This is a genomic window from Shimazuella soli (assembly GCF_022511585.1).
Classification (GTDB): domain Bacteria; phylum Bacillota; class Bacilli; order Thermoactinomycetales; family Thermoactinomycetaceae; genus Shimazuella; species Shimazuella soli.
The window spans coordinates 362,327-381,293 of sequence record NZ_JAKWBN010000001.1; the positions used below are offsets into that span (position 1 = coordinate 362,327).

General features: G+C 36.8%; 19 protein-coding genes and 2 pseudogenes. 13 read left to right on the forward strand and 8 right to left on the reverse strand.

What is annotated here, in order from left to right; genetic code table 11:
• Nucleotides 1–727: 727 nt before the first annotated feature.
• The 9 genes and pseudogenes from MK805_RS01985 to MK805_RS02025 all read left to right on the forward strand — a co-directional run bounded on the left by MK805_RS01985 (nt 728) and on the right by MK805_RS02025 (nt 8,706).
• Nucleotides 728–1,015, forward strand: a complete 288-nt coding sequence (locus tag MK805_RS01985; protein WP_240873522.1) for a hypothetical protein — start codon at nt 728–730, stop codon at nt 1,013–1,015.
• Between the two features lie 84 nt (nt 1,016–1,099).
• The gene (locus MK805_RS01990) at nt 1,100–1,642 is read left to right on the forward strand and encodes a GNAT family N-acetyltransferase (RefSeq protein WP_240873523.1); all 543 of its coding nucleotides are present in this window, start codon (nt 1,100–1,102) and stop codon (nt 1,640–1,642) included.
• Between the two features lie 731 nt (nt 1,643–2,373).
• Nucleotides 2,374–3,066, forward strand: coding sequence for a DUF421 domain-containing protein (locus MK805_RS01995; RefSeq protein WP_240873524.1), 693 nt, complete (start codon nt 2,374–2,376; stop codon nt 3,064–3,066).
• A gap of 423 nt (nt 3,067–3,489) precedes the next feature.
• A pseudogene (locus tag MK805_RS02000) lies at nt 3,490–4,029 on the forward strand (recombinase family protein); the annotation flags it as partial.
• A gap of 959 nt (nt 4,030–4,988) precedes the next feature.
• Nucleotides 4,989–5,573: a hypothetical protein gene (locus MK805_RS02005; protein WP_240873525.1), complete on the forward strand. Its 585-nt coding sequence runs from the start codon at nt 4,989–4,991 to the stop codon at nt 5,571–5,573.
• Between the two features lie 345 nt (nt 5,574–5,918).
• The gene (locus MK805_RS02010; RefSeq protein ID WP_240873526.1) at nt 5,919–6,416 is read left to right on the forward strand and encodes a DUF2975 domain-containing protein; all 498 of its coding nucleotides are present in this window, start codon (nt 5,919–5,921) and stop codon (nt 6,414–6,416) included.
• A 10-nt stretch (nt 6,417–6,426) separates the two neighbouring features.
• Nucleotides 6,427–6,645: a helix-turn-helix domain-containing protein gene (locus MK805_RS02015; protein ID WP_240873527.1), complete on the forward strand. Its 219-nt coding sequence runs from the start codon at nt 6,427–6,429 to the stop codon at nt 6,643–6,645.
• Between the two features lie 361 nt (nt 6,646–7,006).
• Nucleotides 7,007–7,873, forward strand: coding sequence for a metallophosphoesterase family protein (locus tag MK805_RS02020; RefSeq protein ID WP_240873528.1), 867 nt, complete (start codon nt 7,007–7,009; stop codon nt 7,871–7,873).
• Nucleotides 7,874–8,211: 338 nt separating this feature from the next.
• Complete coding sequence (locus tag MK805_RS02025; protein WP_240873529.1) at nt 8,212–8,706, forward strand: DinB family protein; 495 nt, start codon at nt 8,212–8,214, stop codon at nt 8,704–8,706.
• Between the two features lie 264 nt (nt 8,707–8,970).
• Here the strand turns inward: MK805_RS02025 and MK805_RS02030 are convergent, their stop codons facing one another.
• Nucleotides 8,971–10,512 carry a recombinase family protein gene (locus MK805_RS02030; protein WP_240873530.1) on the reverse strand — a complete coding sequence of 514 codons (1,542 nt, stop codon included), beginning with the start codon at nt 10,510–10,512 and terminating at the stop codon, nt 8,971–8,973.
• A gap of 48 nt (nt 10,513–10,560) precedes the next feature.
• Between MK805_RS02030 and MK805_RS02035 the strand changes: the two genes are divergently transcribed.
• Nucleotides 10,561–10,767, forward strand: a complete 207-nt coding sequence (locus MK805_RS02035) for a hypothetical protein (RefSeq protein WP_240873531.1) — start codon at nt 10,561–10,563, stop codon at nt 10,765–10,767.
• Between the two features lie 543 nt (nt 10,768–11,310).
• On the opposite strand, the pseudogene MK805_RS02040 reads toward MK805_RS02035, so the two are convergent.
• Nucleotides 11,311–11,601, reverse strand: a pseudogene (locus tag MK805_RS02040) (sigma-70 family RNA polymerase sigma factor); the annotation flags it as partial.
• Nucleotides 11,602–11,840: 239 nt separating this feature from the next.
• On the opposite strand from MK805_RS02040, the gene MK805_RS18100 reads away from it, so the two are divergent.
• Nucleotides 11,841–11,915 carry a MerR family DNA-binding transcriptional regulator gene (locus MK805_RS18100; RefSeq protein WP_420833045.1) on the forward strand — a complete coding sequence of 25 codons (75 nt, stop codon included), beginning with the start codon at nt 11,841–11,843 and terminating at the stop codon, nt 11,913–11,915.
• Nucleotides 11,916–12,164: 249 nt separating this feature from the next.
• Here MK805_RS18100 and argH read toward each other — a convergent pair whose 3' ends face one another.
• From argH to MK805_RS02065, 5 genes are all read right to left on the reverse strand, one after another.
• Complete coding sequence (gene argH, locus MK805_RS02045) at nt 12,165–13,604, reverse strand: argininosuccinate lyase (RefSeq protein ID WP_240873532.1); 1,440 nt, start codon at nt 13,602–13,604, stop codon at nt 12,165–12,167.
• An 18-nt stretch (nt 13,605–13,622) separates the two neighbouring features.
• Nucleotides 13,623–14,351, reverse strand: a complete 729-nt coding sequence (locus tag MK805_RS02050; protein WP_240873533.1) for an amino acid ABC transporter ATP-binding protein — start codon at nt 14,349–14,351, stop codon at nt 13,623–13,625.
• Between the two features lie 14 nt (nt 14,352–14,365).
• Entirely contained in the window at nt 14,366–15,025 is a 660-nt protein-coding gene (locus MK805_RS02055) for an amino acid ABC transporter permease (RefSeq protein ID WP_240873534.1), read from the reverse strand.
• Between the two features lie 91 nt (nt 15,026–15,116).
• Nucleotides 15,117–15,935 (reverse strand): transporter substrate-binding domain-containing protein, encoded by an 819-nt coding sequence (locus MK805_RS02060; RefSeq protein WP_240873535.1) that lies wholly within the window; start codon nt 15,933–15,935, stop codon nt 15,117–15,119.
• A gap of 30 nt (nt 15,936–15,965) precedes the next feature.
• On the reverse strand, nt 15,966–16,916 hold the full coding sequence (locus MK805_RS02065; protein WP_240873536.1) for a dimethylarginine dimethylaminohydrolase family protein: 951 nt from the start codon (nt 16,914–16,916) through the stop codon (nt 15,966–15,968).
• Nucleotides 16,917–17,247: 331 nt separating this feature from the next.
• On the opposite strand from MK805_RS02065, the gene MK805_RS02070 reads away from it, so the two are divergent.
• Nucleotides 17,248–17,931, forward strand: coding sequence for a DUF421 domain-containing protein (locus tag MK805_RS02070; protein ID WP_240873537.1), 684 nt, complete (start codon nt 17,248–17,250; stop codon nt 17,929–17,931).
• Between the two features lie 82 nt (nt 17,932–18,013).
• The gene (locus tag MK805_RS02075) at nt 18,014–18,217 is read left to right on the forward strand and encodes a DUF1657 domain-containing protein (protein ID WP_240873538.1); all 204 of its coding nucleotides are present in this window, start codon (nt 18,014–18,016) and stop codon (nt 18,215–18,217) included.
• Nucleotides 18,218–18,260: 43 nt separating this feature from the next.
• Here the strand turns inward: MK805_RS02075 and MK805_RS02080 are convergent, their stop codons facing one another.
• A complete protein-coding gene (locus MK805_RS02080; RefSeq protein WP_240873539.1) occupies nt 18,261–18,965 on the reverse strand; it encodes a DUF421 domain-containing protein in 705 nt (234 codons plus the stop codon).
• Nucleotides 18,966–18,967: the final 2 nt, after the last annotated feature.

Below are 18,967 nucleotides of genomic sequence, written 5' to 3' on the forward strand. Positions count from 1 at the left end.
AGAACTACTCTCACATTCATCCAACAGAATCGGTACGTTGTTCATATTGTGGTTGGATCTCTATTTGATTCAGAACGCAAGAAAGAGCATGTTATTGATAATAGAGTTGATAGAATGCTTCCAAAACTCAAAAAAGGGGACACGATTCAATTGAAATGTGGTCAGTATGGAGTTGTATAGTACATCAATCGTAGAATTAAAACATTATCAAGTGATATGTAAGGATGATTATCATGAGTTGGTTCCGTTTGAGGATGTGAAAAAAACCGTCAGTTTTTCATAGATGAATTGACGGCTTTTTTTATCTATATATGGAACTTATATTGTATTCGGATCCGGGTAGCGGAGTCACATTGCTGAATGCGAAAGTCTCAACAGCTACCCGGCGCCTCCGTTTAACTAGAAGGTGGCGGAGACTGGATGGACATCAACAATTCCCTCTAAGGAACTTGGTATCTGTTCTTATTACTCAACCTTTCCTGCATGTATCTGGCACGCGGGAACGGTCTTCCCGTCTTTTTTTCCAATGGATTGGGCTGGCGTGCGACCACAGAATGCACACTTGGATCGCGTTCCGCTACCCTTTTTGACCATTGTTTAATACCCCTTAGTTGGGTTGAGAGACGGTTAGATATTTATCATAACGATCTTTGAGGGAAAAGAAAATGGATCGAAAAACATTCAGAAGAGGAAGAAATCAATAACATATAAAGGGAGAAGGATGATCATGGAATTTACAATGAGCCAATATGTTGTTAATACCGGAGTGGTAAAGGATAAGTATCTTCATCTCCGAAAATCTGTAGATCTTGATTTTATCCCACAAATAGGTATGTCCCTTGCCTTGGATGGAGATGGTTTCGAGCATGACGTTGAGCGAGTCATTTATGATGTGAAACAAAAACGTTTTACGATTGTTTTTGAAGATATTCGTGCACTCAGTTCGAACCAGTTTGATAGGTTTGTTAGTAAATTGAAAAGTAGTGGTTGGAAAGAACTTTATAAGCAACTGTGAAAAGAAAACCGATAGATGGTATCTATCTATCGGATGAATCAGCTCGAAAGGAGACGATCGAATTTGGATAATAATGACAAAACAATGAAACAATTTTGTGGACGCTCAGATGATGCTGAAAAAAACTTCAACTTTCAGCCACACTTGAAGAGCGAACTTATCGAGATCAGACCTTTAAAGGAAGATGATTTCACAGAGCTTTATGCTGTAGCATCGGATCCATTCATTTGGAAGCAGCACCCACAAAAGAATCGTTACAAAGAAGATGAATTTAGGATCTTCTTTCGTGATGCCTTGAACTCAAAAGGAGCATTGGTGGTGATTGACAATAAGACAAACCGTTTAATTGGGTCTTCCCGTTATCATGACTACAAAGAAGAGCGAAAGGAGATCGAGATAGGGTGGACATTCCTTGCCAGATCCCACTGGGGAGGCACATATAATAAAGAACTGAAACGGCTTATGTTAGCACATGCGTTCAAGTTTGTTGATACCGCCATTTTTTTGGTTGGGCCGAACAATTTCCGGTCACAACGGGCTGTAGAGAAGATAGGAGGAGTATTGTCAGGAGAGCGGCAAGACGCAAATGGATTGAAGAGTCTTATCTATCGGATTAAAAATACATAACGATCAACTGAAATCTTAGCATGATAGAGCTTTGAGAAAGTCATCAAAAGACTAGTCGAATAAGATGAAAATAGCATATATCGCTGTAGTACAAGCATCTCATTTAAGCCTATATATTAGTTGGTGATGAGATGCTTGTTGATACCGGGTGAATGAGTGATAAACTCCGTCTTATTTTCTAGTTCCTATTGCTAAACTTTGGAAGATGGTTGCTCTAATATTACCAAGATTGAGATCCAATCAACTTAAATAATCCTGAGTATCCCCGTCACTTAACATAAAACCACAGGATCTCTATGCACTTTGAGATCCTGTGGTTTTTACTGCTATTTATGGGTGTTTGTGCTAGTTTTTTTCTCGTAAAGGTTTTTCATTCTCATTATTGCTATATCCGTGGAAGTTCTCACCTTCTTTGGCCTTTGTATTGATATAAACGGGATCATTAGATCTCGTTTATATTTATATTTCGTTATTCGAACTCTAAGGAGTCAAATCCGAAAAATATAGCTCGGTAATATGATGAGAAAAAAAGAAGACTATTTTATACATAGGAGTTGATCGAATGATTCCAAAACTCAAAAAAGGGGACACCATTCAATTGAAAGATGGTCGTCGTGGAGTTGAGGAGTGTTGAAGGAGTGTTGTTTATTGAAAGTGCTGAGATGAATATGATACCAGTAAAAATGGTAAAATTAGAGAGTATCAAATACTTGTCCTTATATATGGGGTGAATGATGTCTGATTTAATAGAAACCATTATAAGAACCATATTATCTGTATTCTTACTCATAATAAGCATTCATATAATTGGAAAACAACTCATTTCCCGTATGACTTATTTACATTATATTGTTAATATCACTTTAGGTTCAATTGCAGCTAACATCGCTTTTGAAACTAAACTTAACTTTTTTAATTTAACAGTTTCTCTTACAGTCTTTGTGACCCTTTCTGTTCTGTTGTCTCATCTTGCTTTAAAAAGCCATACCTTTAAAAAATGGATTATTGGACAACCTATTACCCTTATCGATAAAGGGAAAATTCTGGAAAAAAATCTATCTAAAACCAATATGAGTTTAGAAGTATTGACTCAAAATCTAAGAAAAAAAGATATTTTTGATCTGGATGAGGTAGAATACGCAGTGCTGGAAATGGACGGTGGATTGTCAGTTTTAAAAAAAACAATGTATCTTCCATTAACTCGAAAAGACTTAGCATTCCAGAAATCTGACATTTCATTTCCAGTAGAATTGATTGTGGATGGAGAAATAATATTCAAAAATTTAATGAAAAAAAATTTAACTATGAAATGGTTAGAAAATGAATTGGCTAAACGAAAATTGGTATATAACAATGTTAACTACATGGTACTTGGTACAAATAATCAATTGTATATTGATCTATATCAAGATCATTTGAATTAGTATTGGGGCATGAGAGCAGCATCCGAACGATGAATCCCAATTTGCAAAAGACTGATGTGTTTTTGGAAGATAAATAAAAAGGTGGAATTCCCGCCTTTGCATTTTGTGATATCTCATATCAAATCACCGTTCTTCTCGTTCATATTTCTTTTGTAATGATTTGGGTTCTCTTCTGAAATACTCTGGAAGACCGTCTTCTATTATCTTCTGGCGTTGTAGTAACTGTTTTAAAAAGACACGTGGAAAGTCTAGAAGAAGACAAAAAATAGCATATGTCGCTGTAGTACAAGCATCTCTCGCATACCTATATATCAGGTGGTGATGAGATGCTTGTTGTTTTGATACAAGGTGAATTGGGGAATAAGCTCCGTCGGAATTGTTATAATTTTCTTATCGAAAAGTACAGAAAGGAGAAGTTATGCGTTGATTGGAATTTACTCACGAGTGAGTACAGAAGAACAAGCGAAGAAGGGGTTCAGTCTCCAGGATCAGATAAAGGAATGCAGGAAGAAAGCCAACAGTGCAGAGATAATTGAATATATAGATGACGGGTTTTCTGGTGAATTTATTGATAGATCAGCCCTTACGCAATTGAGAGACGATGCGCGTAAAGAGTTGATCAACTAAGTCATTTGCCTCGATCCAGACCGTTTATCAAGAAAACTAATGAATCACCTTATCATTACGGATGAGCTAGACAAAAAAGAAATCAAGTTGGAATTTGTAAATGGTGAATATGCGAAAACCCCAGAAGGGAATTTGTTTTATAGCCTGCGTGGTGCAATATCGGAGTTTGAGAAAGCAAAGATTAAAGAGCGTACAAGTCGAGGACGTAAAGAAAAAGCGAAACAAGGAAAAGTACTTCGAGATTTTATTATATATGGATATACATTCAACAAGCAGACAGAACAATTAGAAATCAATGAGGAAGAAGCAATAGATGTAGTACAGCTGTCAACCGATCAGGTTGGCTGTTTTAATTTAAGATAACTAAGCGCTTTTACTTGCAGATGTTTCTCTAAATGTTGTCAGGATAGATTAAAAGCGTGATGATTAAAGAAGAATAGTGAAGCTTTTGTGTAGCAACATGTAAAAACAAAAACAACTCCCGTCGATTGCTCTGAACGAAATATTAAGGATCGCCCTATCAACTATAGACATTAGAATAGTTATTTTTATTTCTAAAGATAAACACTGTTCTTTATGTAGCAGTAGTTTTGTATTTTTTCCAAGAGTTTTTTTAGAGTTAGAAAACTAACCAACATTTTGCTTTCTTCTCTGGCATCTGGCAAGCGCAGTTTTATGTAACTTAATTTCTTCCTGATTTTAGTCTTCCCTCAAAAATCGATAAATTCTGGAAAAAACAGCAGATCATGAGTTGTTGTTTCTTTCTAGATATTTTGGCACTCCTTCAGAGCGAGTGTTCGAACGGTGGCTTTGAGATTATGGAGATTGTAAAAGTAGACTACTGAGGACGATGCAAAATGTCCTCTATATTAGAGAACATTTTATAGTGGGAGAGGTGATGTAAATAGATGGTTTCAGTTCATGACAGGCTAGTATATCAACATAACATCATTAAATGAAACCTTTGCCAAATCCAAAACGAGGTAAAATGAATTTAAGGGCAATTAAAAATAAGAAGATTAGCATCGAATCACCTCCTCCTATCAGTATCAATAGCTATATATCTTATGTGGAAAGTTTTAATTTTGTAAAGGTATATAACCTGCTTTATTGTTATAAATTTAATTTTGGAGTTGAGATATGCACACGGGTGGTATATTCATTTTGGAGAGGTACGGAAATATGCTAGAAACCAGCCTCCGACGCTTGAGGAGTAACGTAACCATATAAGTGGTATGTGAACGATTCGAGGCATGAGGGCCGATCTATAAGTGATCAATGTAAGGGGATTTTTGATGCAAAAAAAACCAACAGCATATGAGATAGAAGCAGCAGCAAAGCGTGTACAGGAGTTAATAAGGAAATACCGAGCAGAGAAACTGGATGAGGATGAAAGAAAGGTGATAAACGAAGACTACCAGGTGGGAGATATCTTGCGGATAGCGTGCACTCCAGCTACCGCACAGGTTGTAGATATTTCACCCCATTATATGTGGGTGGACTGGCCATGGGAGAAGAAGATTGATTCCGACTCAAAGTATGGATGGATTGGACTAGAGGCATTTCCTATCGATCCAGATTCGGATGAGTGGTTGGAAGGGCTGTTTTACACATATCCTGCACCTCATCATCTGACAGTAGGTGACACATGTCTTGTCAGTATTCCGGAGACTTTTGTAGCAGTAATCAATATCATTTACCATGATCCACCACTAGATATCGGTCGGCTGCCTCGACCACATACCACTCTTGTTGTGCGACGGATCGATAATCTGGAGCCGATTATCAGAGATGATGATGTTGAAGAAGACAGTGGTATTCCAATCGAACTGGATTCAGCGGCTCCGATTTCGTTGGAAGTTGTGTTTCGAGCTAATTGACATTACACCCTAATGATAAGGTAAAAGGAATAAATGATATTGCAAAACTTCTCCAGCTCAGCTGCATCTTAGCACTTAACTTTCATGCACCACTATTGACATTAGTATAGAAATTCTAATGCACTTACGTTCGTTAAAAAAAGCACGGAAAGATGTATCCTTACATGATCCGATCGGAACGGATAAAGAAGGAAATGAGATACCTTTGACCTTATGTATGTGATCGAAGGTATAAGAGTTCCTTTGACCTTATGGTAACTGGCAATAACAATAATAATATAATAAAAAACAATACAAATTTATTGTAAAACGATAAATTAATGCTAAAATTATATTGCCTTTTAAATGAGTGAGGTGTTTATTTTGAGGGAAGTCACAACGTTGTTTTTAAAAATAACTGTTTTTATTATAGGACTACTTGTTCTTGCTTTATGTATATTTTTAGTGCCCCATATGGCGAATTTTGCAGCAAAATTGTATCCAAATATTGCCCCAATGAAATATCTCGTTTTCATGGTGATGTATGGAGCGGCTGTGCCTTTTTATCTTGCTCTCTATCATGCTTTCAACCTTTTACGGTACATTGACGAGAGCACAGCGTTCTCAGACTTATCTGTAAAGGCGTTAAAGAACATAAAGTACTGTGCGATTACAATCAGTGGTTTGTATGTATTAGGCTTGCCACTCTTTCATTTTATAGCGAAGAAAGTTGACCCTCCTATTGGATTATTGGGACTCATCATCATTTTTGCTTCGTTGGTTATCGCCGTTTTTGCTGCTATCCTCCAACGGCTTCTACAAGAAGCGATTAACATAAAATCAGAAAATGATTTGACGATCTGAGGTCGAGGATATGACGATTATTATTAACATTGATGTGATGTTAGCAAAACGTAAAATGAGCGTAACGGAGCTTTCGAAGAGGGTTGGAATTACTATGGCAAACCTTTCTGTTCTGAAAAATGGGAAAGCAAAAGCGGTTCGTTTTTCAACATTAGAAGCGATATGTAAGACTTTGGATTGTCAGCCAGGTGATATTTTGGAGTACAAAAGCGACGAAGACACTCAATAAAAAAATTTATTTAATGGGGGGTCGATAGAGGATTTTAAGGAATCCTGCATTTCTAAATAACTTTCTTACTATTTGGCCCAGTGACAGGGTTCCCACCATAGACCGCAAAGTAGCATGAAGATGTAAATGATTCTTTCAATTCGAATGATCTTCTTTTATGAGTAATCAATTAGAATCAAAAATAGTTATTCAGATTGGAGGAAGAGCCTATTGAAGGGGAATTGGAGTCCGGATGAGTTACTAGAACATTAGAATCAAGTGGATTTAATTTGTTACATAAATTGGTAACTATCTGACTGACTAGAGGAGCAACCCTGTCACTAGGCGTAATTTGTAAAGAATACATGAAAGAGGTGTTAGCTTGAAGATTGCATTTGTAGGAGATATTCATGGGAGGGTATTTCACACATTAGCTGTTTTAGCAACTTTACAACAAAAGACAAATCACCAACTCGATATGATTATTCAAGTTGGTGATTTGGGAGCATATCCTTTTCCTACTCAAGAAATGAGAAACGAAAAGTTTATTTTAGAGGATCCAACTGAACTTGATTTTAGTAAGCTTATTCATGCAAAAGGAGAATTACTTGATAATCTATATTTGCTAAAAGAAGAATTGCATACACCTATATATTTCATTAGAGGAAATCACGAAGACTTTCATTGGTTAAATGAAATAAGTAAGAGTAACATCACAAGCGTTGACAAAACTGGTTTCTTCTCTTATGTAGTTGATGGTACTACGATGAAAATTAATGATTATCACATCTCCTTCTTAGGTGGAATTGAGACGGAACAAGAAGATGAAACATCCATAAATGAAGAGGTATATGACAAGTTATTACATAGCCCAGTCGGAGAATTAGATATTCTAGTGACTCATGATGCTCCATATGGAATAGGGATTAGTTTTACAGGACAGGTACAAGGCTCAAGAAAAATATCGACTCTTATTGAAAGAATAAAACCAAAATACCTTATTTCAGGTCATTACCATCACTTAAATGGTCCTAAAGTATACAGTAAAACAACATATTTAGGTTTAAATATATTGGTTCCACCTATTCGTAGGGATAGGTCAAGAAGAGTCCAATCTGACAGTATTGCGATTTTAGATACATCGTTGAACACGATGGAGGTTCTACAAGAAGAATGGATTTCTCAGTTCTCTACTATGAACTTCGACTTCAACCAATTTGTTCAACAATTTAAAGCAAATCTTCTCTAAGATTCTTATTGTCACTTCGGTTTAATTTGATTTCTCATAAATAGAACATTCAAATTGGAAGAATGATCTATGCTACTTTGCGGTTAATGGTAGGAACCCTGTCACTGGGCCTATTTCTTAAAGATGTTGTAAAAGTAAGCACATCAAATAAACCCTTTTAGGTTTATTTTTTAACTACGTTGCAAGATGAGTAGAAGTGTTATAATCATAATCAACATCCATTCAAGACCATTTTTCTCTTATATCGCTGGGTGCTTCTTCTGACCGCATATGATACTAAGTTCTAATTATCAATTTAGTTTTTAGTCATTACATATTTTCATTTAAGGAGGACTCGTATGGACAAGAAGGCATTTTTATTGCACGGATGGGAAATTGGTTACGACAAAGAAGACTGGTATCCGCCGTTGGCCGAGGTGCTCAAAGGCGTTACGGCGGAGCAAGCGAATTGGAAGCCTGAAGACGCTTCGATCAATACGATCTGGGAGAATGTTCACCATTTGACGTTTTACAAGGAACGGTTCCTGAAGCGTCTAACGGGTGAAGAAGCCGAGAATCCTCAAGGTGTGACAAACAACGACACATTTGCAGTCACTTCCGTGGAACCGTCAGCTTGGGAAGAATCTGTTAAGAAACTGGACGACCTACATCAATCGATTCGCAATATCATTGCTGGGTACAGCGATTATGACTTAGAGCGCGAAGTTCCGGACCCTGTCGACATGTGGTTATACAGTCTCATTCTTCACGATGCGTATCACACCGGACAAATTATACAAATCTGCAAACTTCAAGGATCTTGGCCGGCTAAGCGGTCATTTGGACAATCCTGAAATAAATTCACGCGATAAATAGAATCCAGAGACAATAATCCCAGTAGAGGAATAGTAAAGACACTGATGGGATGCCTTGCATCTGACCCCATATTTCGCTTTTGGTTGCTTAATCCCATCGGCTCAAGCCATAGTCATAACATCAGAAAAAACGCTATTCTTTCTATTGGAAAGGATGGCGTTTCGCAATGAATAAACCAATTTCTCCAAGTCTGAATAAGAATATAGTAATTAACTAACCAATAAGGAAATATTGCAAAGGTATTAAAGTTTTGGATAGATATCAAGTGTGAAATCGTTGCCTGCTTGCCATTTTTCTTTGTTGTAGATGCACTTATCCAGAACAGATTTGAGCAGGTTGTTTTTTACTTTGGGATCAGAAGTGTTTTTGTATAAATCCATGACGTTCTCAATCTGGGGGATGATTTTTACTTTTGCAACCATTCGATCGTTTTCAAGTGAGAGTTCATTTTCAATTTGATTGATTTTCTTTTTTGTTTCTGCGAGCTTGTCTGTAATATAGTTGGACCGCTCGATATAAGTATCATCATCATAAATGCCACGTTCCAATAGATCATGCAACCGTCCCTTTTGATCGTTTAAATTTTTCCACTCTTGTTCCAGATTCTTGAGGCTTGTCTGATAAACTTGGATTTTATTTTGAGAGGGTTCATCTATACTTCCTTGTTCCCACTGCAACTTATACTGACTGAGCCATTCTTTTAAATGAAGCATTAGTGTCTGCTCTACATATTCAAACCGAGTACTTTTGTTATTGCAAATCGTGTCTTGACAGATGAGATGAGGTTTTTGTTTATTGGTTGGTCGTAAAACCATGGATGAATTACATTTCGCACATCGGACCAATCCTGCTAAGGGATTTGTTATCTTGTTATTTGCTCGATAAGGAACATGGGATTTATTTTTTAAAATACCTTGAGCTTTCTGATACAATTCTTCGGATATCAGAGGTTCATGTTTTCCTTGCGCTTCTATCCACTCGGATTGTGGGCGCATTTTTGCTTCTCTTCGTTTCTCTGGGTCTTTTGATTTTTTGTATGCGGTTTTCTTCCACTGCACTTTACCCGTATAGACTGCATTTTTAATGATAACAAGCACACTAGACCCTTTCCATGGGATGCCTGTATAACTTCGATATCCTAGTTCATTGAGTTTATTTGCGATTTTCTTTGTGCCCATCCGTTCACTGGGATCATCAGAGGTATACCATTCAAAAATCATTTTGACTACTGGAGCTTGTTCCGGATGTGGTATAAGAAATCGACTTCTGCCTTCTTCTTTAATTTCATATCCATAGGGAGGGCGAGTTCCAATATAGTTGCCCTCCTCAACAGAGCGAACCCGTCCACCCTGTAATCGACGAGTAATAATTTTTAACTCTTTACGAGCCATAAAAGCTTCAAACTCGCTATATTCTTCATCCCATTCATCATGCAGATCATACGTTTTCCGAGGGGTAATAATCTTTGTATCTGCTTCTTTAAATGTTTCTAATATTAATCCCTGTTCCTTCATGTTTCCGCGACCAAGACGGTCCATGTCCATGACAAGTACAGCATCATACTTTTTTGCTTCTACTTCTCGCAACAGTTCCATCATTTCTGGACGATGAATAAGACTTTCCCCAGATACAATTTCTTGCCTGATTTTAATGATGTTTAGGTTTTGTTGTTTCGCAGCTTTTAATAATGCTTTCTTGTGTTTTTCCAGCGTTTCGCCTTCGCCTCTTTTTTCTGCTTCCACGTCTTCACGTGATTTTCGTAAATAGATACAAGTTCTATTCATAGGGTTGTCCTCCAACCTCTTTCGCATAGGATGAAACGAGGTGATCCTGTGCCACCAAAAGTAAATATCATTCCGCCAGTGATGAGTAATCAAGAACGGTTTCAAAAGTGGGAAGAAATCAATCTGATAATCTGTCAAATATGGAATATGATAGAAAATAAACACAAATTATGTATTATTCATAACTATAACACCGATAAAGAAGGACATCAAAAAATAGATAAGGAGGGTAAAGATAAAAAGTGTATCAAATGAGACCATGACAGGTTTCTCAGCTTATTTTTACACCTATGGTATTGGATTCAAAATTATTTTATGGATAGAACTTGGTTAGACAAAGAGATTGTTCTCCATTGTGATTGAAAATGGAGAACAAAAAATGTAACATGGAGCGAACTGATCACTTTTGTAACCTTGCTTGTGGGGGGTTGCTGGATTGCCAATCCTGATAGCCTCATTTGTTATCTTCATTTTTAATAAATAAGGGAAGCCTTTGGGCTGCCCTTATTTATTTCTTAGAAATGTTGAGTCATGCTGCGTCTATATGTGGTGCTGTATTTTCTTTGCTTCAACTATTCAAATAGCAGATAGAGTAGGAGGGAGTGACTAACTACCGACTTTCACACCACCGTATGTACTGTTCGGTATACGGCGGTTCATCTATGTCGAACGATGTAAGTAGTAATGTTGTATCACACTTTTAAATCCTAGAGATTCCCAGTAGGCATTCCCTAGAGCTCGATGTAGCACTGGATTTCCAGATGTTCGCAAGCTGCATAGAAAAAACAGCAGTGTTTATCACTGCTGTTTTTTCCATGGCTTCCGATAAAATTCATGAAATAACTTAATTAACGCCCGCTTCTCAATACGTGATACATAGGACCGAGATATTCCTAATTCTTTTGCTATCTCCCTTTGTGTTCTTTCCTCTAAACCATCCAATCCAAACCGATTCCGAATTACCTCTTGCTCCCGATCATCCAAAATGTGCAGATGGTTCATGATTCGTTTCTTTTCAATTTTCATTTGAACAAGGTCTACAATCTCATCTCGCTCTGTACCCAAAATATCCAATAAGGTTATTTCATTAACCTTATCCTTATATAAATGATGGCTTTATATAGGAGAGAGAAGAATAGCGTGGGTAGCAAAGATTGAAAAACGATTTTGTTCATACAGTTTACACGTAAATAACCATTCCTAATGTCACTAACGTTGAAAATTTATATTAGGATAAAATAAACCACTAATCAAATCACTTGACCTTGACATTGATGTCAAGGTTTATAATAAGTACAACAAATAGATAAAAGGAGGCTTTTAAACCTTTGCGTATTGGTGAACTCGCTCAGCTAACAAAAGTAAGTCCTCGGGTATTACGATATTACGAAAAAAAGAAGTAAATTGCACCAACACGATTGATTAATGGTTATTGGGAATATAACTCCATGGCAATTCAACAAGTCAAAATAATTCAAGTTTACTTAAGTCTAGGATTTACTACAGACCAGATCTCCCCTTTTTTTGATCCTATGTATCACGAATTGTGAAGCGGGCATTGATCAAGTTATTATAAAAAGTTATGAAAAAACAGCAGGGATGAATCACTGCTGTTTTTATAGGACTTGGTTATTTTAGAAAGAAGATATCAATTAAGAATGTCTTGGTAACCAATTGCTTAACTGAGTTTGTTTTTTGTGTTTATGGACCCAATCTTTGTTTGTTTCTATCCATTTTTGAAGTATATCTAATTGGAGTTCCACTTGATTTCGAGCAGTTCCACCTAAGACATTTCGTGCATTCACAACGGTTTCTACTTCAAGAGCATGATATACATTTGATTCGATCAATGGGGAAAATTGTTTGAATTCCTCTATAGAAAGATCTGATAAGAATTTGTTTTTTGTGATGCAATAGAGAACAGCTTTCCCTACGATCTCGTGAGCCTCACGAAAGGGGATATTGATTCGGACTAGATAATCAGCTAAGTCAGTTGCATTGGCAAAATCATGTGTAACTGCTTTTTTCATTTCCGCTTGATTGACATGCATACTCTCTATCATTGGTGCAAGTATTGTTAGTGCTCCTTTTAAAGTGGTGAGGGTATCAAACATACCTTCTTTATCATCTTGCATATCTTTGTTATACGTAAGTGGTAACCCTTTTAAAATAGTCAGCATACCCATAAGATGTCCATAAACTCGTCCTGTTTTACCGCGAATCAATTCAGCAACATCTGGATTCTTTTTTTGTGGCATAATGCTGGAACCTGTACAATATGCATCATCCAGTTCAATAAAAGAGAATTCTTGGCTACTCCAAATAACGAGTTCTTCGCAAAGACGGGAAAGATGCATCGCTTGTAGGGAAGCTTGAAATAGAAATTCTGCAAGGAAGTCTCGGTCACTCACTGCATCCATGCTGTTGCGGTAAACGTCATCAAAATGAAGTATACCAGCAACGTATTCTCGATCAATTGGAAAGGTGGTACCTGCTAATGCGCCTGCTCCAAGTGGGAGTATATTGATTCGTTTCCAATTATCTTGGATACGTTCAAAATCTCTTTGAAGCATATTTACATAAGCGAGTAAATGATGACTTAGGAGAACAGGTTGTGCTCGTTGCATATGAGTATAGCCTGGCATAACGGTATCCAGATGATTTTTTGCTTGGTTTAGAAGTGCAGTTTGAAGCAGAAGCGTTTGCTCTGCGACTTCAAGTGTTTTTCTTCGCAAATATAAATGTAAATCTAATGCTACTTGGTCATTCCTACTGCGTCCAGTGTGCAGTTTTCCAGCTAGAGGACCGATTTCTTCTCTTAACATTTTTTCGATATTCATATGAATATCTTCGTTTTCAATGGTGAAAGTATATTTTTCCTCTTGGATTCCCTCATATACTTGATGTAATCCGTCTATGATTTGTTTCACTTCATTGTTATCAATGATTCCACATTTCCCTAACATTTGAATGTGAGCCAGACTTCCTACGATGTCTTCTTCCCATAATTGATAATCAAATGGAATAGAAGCTGTAAATTCTTCTACTAATTCATTGGTTTGTTTAGTAAAGCGTCCTCCCCAAAGTTTCATCGCTTTCACCTCTCTTTACTAATGATTTAGTACTTTATTTAAGAAGTCTTTACCGCGATCACTTTGTGGCTGGGTGAAGAATTGTTCAGGCGGGGCTACTTCAACGACTTTCCCATCAGCCATAAACACGATTTGGTTACAGATCTCACGAGCAAATCCCATTTCATGGGTAACGACTACCATGGTCATTCCTGTTGTCGCTAACTTTCGAATTGCATCTAATACTTCTTTAATCATTTCTGGATCAAGCGCAGAAGTAGGTTCATCAAATAACATAATTTTTGGATCCATAGCTAGTGCCCGGGCAATGGCTACCCGTTGTTGTTGCCCACCGGACAACTGTCCGGGAAAGGAATCTACTTTGTTTCCAAGTCCTAACGAAGATAACAATTCTTTAGCACGTGTTTCTGCTTCTTTTTTAGAGACTTTTTTCACATAGATGGGAGAGTAGGATACATTTTGAAGTGCAGTGAGATGCGGATATAAATGAAAATTTTGGAAAACGAACCCTATTTCAGATCGTAATGTGTTGATATCTGTTTTTTTATCATGTACAGAGATCCCATCGACTAGAATTTGTCCTTCCTGAATTTCTTCTAATGCATTTATCGTTCGGATCAATGTACTTTTTCCAGCACCACTTGGCCCGATTAAAGCAAAAATTTGTGACTTAGGTATTTCTAATTCTATATTATGGAGTACTTGATGCTTGCCATAGTATTTATTGACGTTTTGTATGTTGATCATTGCATATCCTCCATTTATTCTGCTACCTTGTATTTTTTCTCTAAAAATCGAATCACTTGGGAAATGATAAAGGTCATTGCAAAATAAAGCAAAGCGATAAATGTCCATACTTCCAAGGAACGAAAGGTGGTACCTACAATATTTTTTCCGGCTAAGGTTAGATCAGCTACCGATATGACAGAAACCAAGGAGGAATCTTTAATCAAGATAATAAACTGTGAAGCCATCGGCGGTAAGACTTTACGAAATGCTTGTGGAAGGATGATCAGTCTCATTGCGGTTATATAACTCATTCCTGATGATCTTGCAGCTTCCATTTGTCCTCGTGGAACAGACTCAATTCCAGCACGAACAATTTCAGCGATAAACGAACCAGAAAAGAAAGCGAGGCCGACAATTGCGGACCAATAAGCACCTAAATGCAGAAACTGGTTAAGTACAAAATAAATCCAAAGCAGTAAGACCAAAAGAGGTACTCCACGAATAAATTCAATATAAGTAGTAGCTAGAAAAGAGATGAAATGATTTCGAGATATTCGCAGCAAACCAGCAAGGATGCCGATAGGGATACTAATTAATAGAGCTAGTGCAGAAATTTGAAGCGTTAACCAAAGTCCCTCGAGTATCGCATCCATATTCTGGGGGATGACGCTCCAATCCAAGTTATAGTCCATAACTTCAGGTCCTCCTAATATAAGTTAATTCATAGAATAGGAAGAGTATAGTTTCCCAGACTCTTCCTATTTAAAAGTGGCGAAAGGGGTATTATTTCTTTTTCTCTATTTGATTCATCCAATCAGTAGATTTAAACCATTTGTTAATGGATGCTAAATCGTCAGGACTATTTCGGTAGGATTCAAGGAATGAATTTAACCATTGAACTGTTTTTAAATCATTTAATTTGACACCAATTCCTAAATTCTCGGAAGATATTAATCCACTTACTTGTTTTACTTTATTCGGATTCATATTGATAAACATTTTAACCGCAGGTTCATCGTAGATAATTCCATCTGCTTGTCCTTGTGTCATTGCCATACCAGCAGATGGGAAATCGGGATAGTCAACGACTTTTGCTTTTTTGAAAATTTGTTTTGCTAGTAGCGCACCTGTTGTTCCTTGAGAAACAGCAATCGTTTTTCCTGCTTGATCCAGCTGTTGATAGTTTGTTGTGGTAGAATCACTTGTTGGTACCATCAAAGCTTGTCCAGTTGCATAGTAAGGATTCGAAAAACTAACACTTAACGCGCGATCTCCACGAATGGTCATACCAGCGAGAATCATATCAATATCGCCAGTTTGTAATGCTGGAATTAGTCCGCTGAATTCATATTGCTTAAACTCTACTTTTACATTTAGTGCTTTGCCAATAGCTCTAGCTAAATCCATATCGTAACCGACGAAATTTCCTTTTTTATCTTTCATATCAAAGGGTAAGTATCCAGGGGCAGTACCGATCACCAGTGTCTTTTTCTTCACTATGTTATCAATTGTCGATGCTTCATTAGAGCTGCCGTTTCCTCCGCTACAAGCTGTGAGCAAAACTAGAAAAAGAGAAATAATAAGTACGAGATACTTTTTCATTTTTTACAACAATCCTCTCTTTTGTTTTGATTAAATGGAAAGGGGATTTCGCTTTAATGGGGCTGTCATACAGTGAATCGCTCCCCAGCCTTTCATAATCTCATCCATTTTGACTTCGATTACTTTTATTCCGGCTTCTTCCATTTTCGCCTTTGTTTCAGGACTTCCTGTGGGTATAACTACTTTACCTGGTTCTAAAGCTACGAAATTCACAGAAAAATTCGACTTTACTTCTTCTATGTTGGTAGCTTCCACAATCGTAAAATCTCGATCTAATAACGCTTTCACAACATCATAGGGAACTTGCCAAGGAAATAATACGGCTGTTTTTTTATCAGCGATATTTAAAAGTCCATCGATATGTGCATGGCCATATGGGATTGGGAAGTGAATAAAATCGGTTACACCAATGTTTCTCAATTCACTTTCTACTTGTTTTGCCCCGGACTCATTAGCACGGGCCCCTGTTCCAATGATGACTGTATGACGGTCCACCCACATCAAACAAGCACCATCAAAAATACCATCACCATTTATGGTTTTAATAATGGGAACACCTAGCCTGCTCAATGCCGTAGCAGCGTATCGTTCTTCCCCGCGTCGAGCTTTGATTCCTGGTCGACAAACAATTGCCCCTTCTGGTGTCATAATGACTAAATCACGCATATATAGTGCATTTGGTCGATCATTTCGCATCTCTTCTGCATAATGAACTTCGATGCCATTATCTCGATATATTTGGGCTAAGGCATCTTGTTCTTTTCGCGCATTCTCTGGGTTCATAGAAGCTTTCCAGCGGAAATCTTGGTAGTTCTCATTTGTTACAATTTCAATTTCGCTGCCAGGTCGTCTTAGTAAAACAGATCGTAAGCGTCCTACTTCTGAGTCACAATACCAATCTCCCCATAATTCTTTTTTTTCATCGAAAAAAGAATTTTCAGGTGGAAACCATCGCTCGCCTTGAACATGAAATTTTGCCAAGTACTTTCCTCCTAAAATTATTTTTAGAATTTTATATTTAAATGATTGTATATAATTATCATGGAAGAAGGTGCTTTTTGTCAATAATAATAAATATTCATAGATAATTTTACCAAAACGGATGGTGGAATTAATTGATTTGCGGTACTAAGAGGAGATATATTTAAATATTTATTTATAAATCGATAAAATGAAATGGGTTTCATGAATAAACATCCAATTAAAAAGATAAAAATATATAAAATGAAATATTTTATAAGGACATTTACATAGAAGAATATTTTTGGTAATTTAAGCAACACTAAATTCAGGTGATGATATGGACAAATACATGATGCAATTATTTTGGGAAGTACCCATTATCTTTATCGCATTATTGCTGTTAACAAGACTCCAAGGGAAAAAAGCAATCTCACAACTTACTTATTTTGATTATATTACGGGGATTATTTTAGGGGATATTGCAGCAGTTCCTTTAGTGGATGAGGGTGTTCCAGTAACTAGAGCCTTGCTTTCTTTAGCATTATTTGGAGGTCTTTCGATTCTGGCTTCTTACTTAGGTACAAAATTTCGGAATGTCCGTCTCTTAGCTGAAGGAGAACCTGTGACAATTATTAAAGATGGTAAAATTCTCGAAAAAAATATAGAGAGAATTCGTTTGGACCTTGATAATCTTCGCATGTTATTACGGAAAAAAGATGTTTTTTCCGTCGCGGATGTTGAATTTGCAGTGATGGAGACAGATGGATGTTTATCGGTTCTTAAAAAAACAGCACAAGGTACTCCAACTCGAAAGGATTTAGGTTTAAAAACAAAACAGGAAAAGCCGGGGATAGAAATTATTATTGATGGAGTATTCGATGAACAGAAATTAAAAGAAGCAAAGTTAACAAAAAAAGATGTACAAAATATATTAAAACAGCACAAGATCAAAGACATAAAAGAGGTAAGTTATATGGAGATTACCGGGGATGGAAAAGTGTATTTAGATCGCTATCATGATCAGCTTCACTAGATCACACTATTACATGGAATATTTTTCACGTCTTTGCAAAAAATAATGATAGAAATTAAATTTTAAATAAAGGGTGAGCTTCATGACAGTAGGAACAAAGATTCAACAAACCATTGCAAGTGCAGAGTCAATCGCTGCAAGCTTAAAAGGATTTGCATTAGATACAGACAATCAACAAGCGAAACAAACCTATCAACAGCTATCTCAGCAAATGGAAACAGTAGTTCAAGAGTTAAAAACACGTGAACAACAAATCATGAGTGAAGAGCCACAGTATAATCAATAACTTTCCAAAAGTCGTCTATCTGAGGATAGTCGACTTTTACCTTTTAATTTGTATAATTATTTTTGGTTTTGGGATGATGACCTTTTCCACTGTCCACATAAATACTTGATTCATAGTCCATTATGGATGCATATGTAACTTGACTTATATCAAGAAATCCTTTTTTTTGTAATTCTTGTTTTAGCCAATCTACATCTTTTTTAATTAATGACAAATTATGATGCTGTATCTTTCCGTCTATAACCAAAGAAAGCGCTAATCCATGATAATTTGCTTCTATCTTTAAATCGTTACGTGTTACAGGATAGTATTTTTCCCATGGAAACACACTCACTGCACCTGTAGGTTCCAAAATGGCATATTGAATGGAGCGTATATCCGAGTATCCTTTAGAGCGAATGGTAGATAACAGTTCAGATAAAGAAAATTGACAACGCTGAAGATTTTCTTTCACGATTTTCCCATGCTTGATCAGAATGGTTGGTTCTCCTAGAATGAATTGATTTGTTCGCTGATAGAGTGTCAACTTTCTAAATATCACATGTATAATGACAATCAAAGCAATGGCCAGTATGGTGCTAAATAAATCATCTACGATAATGGGTTGTGTTGCTAATGCAGCAATAATGACAATAGCCATCAAATCATGGGGAGCAAGTTGACTTAATGTTGCTTTGCCCATTAACCGGATTGCTGCAATTGCAATGGTAAATAAGATAATAACCTTAACAATATATAGCAAGTCCATAA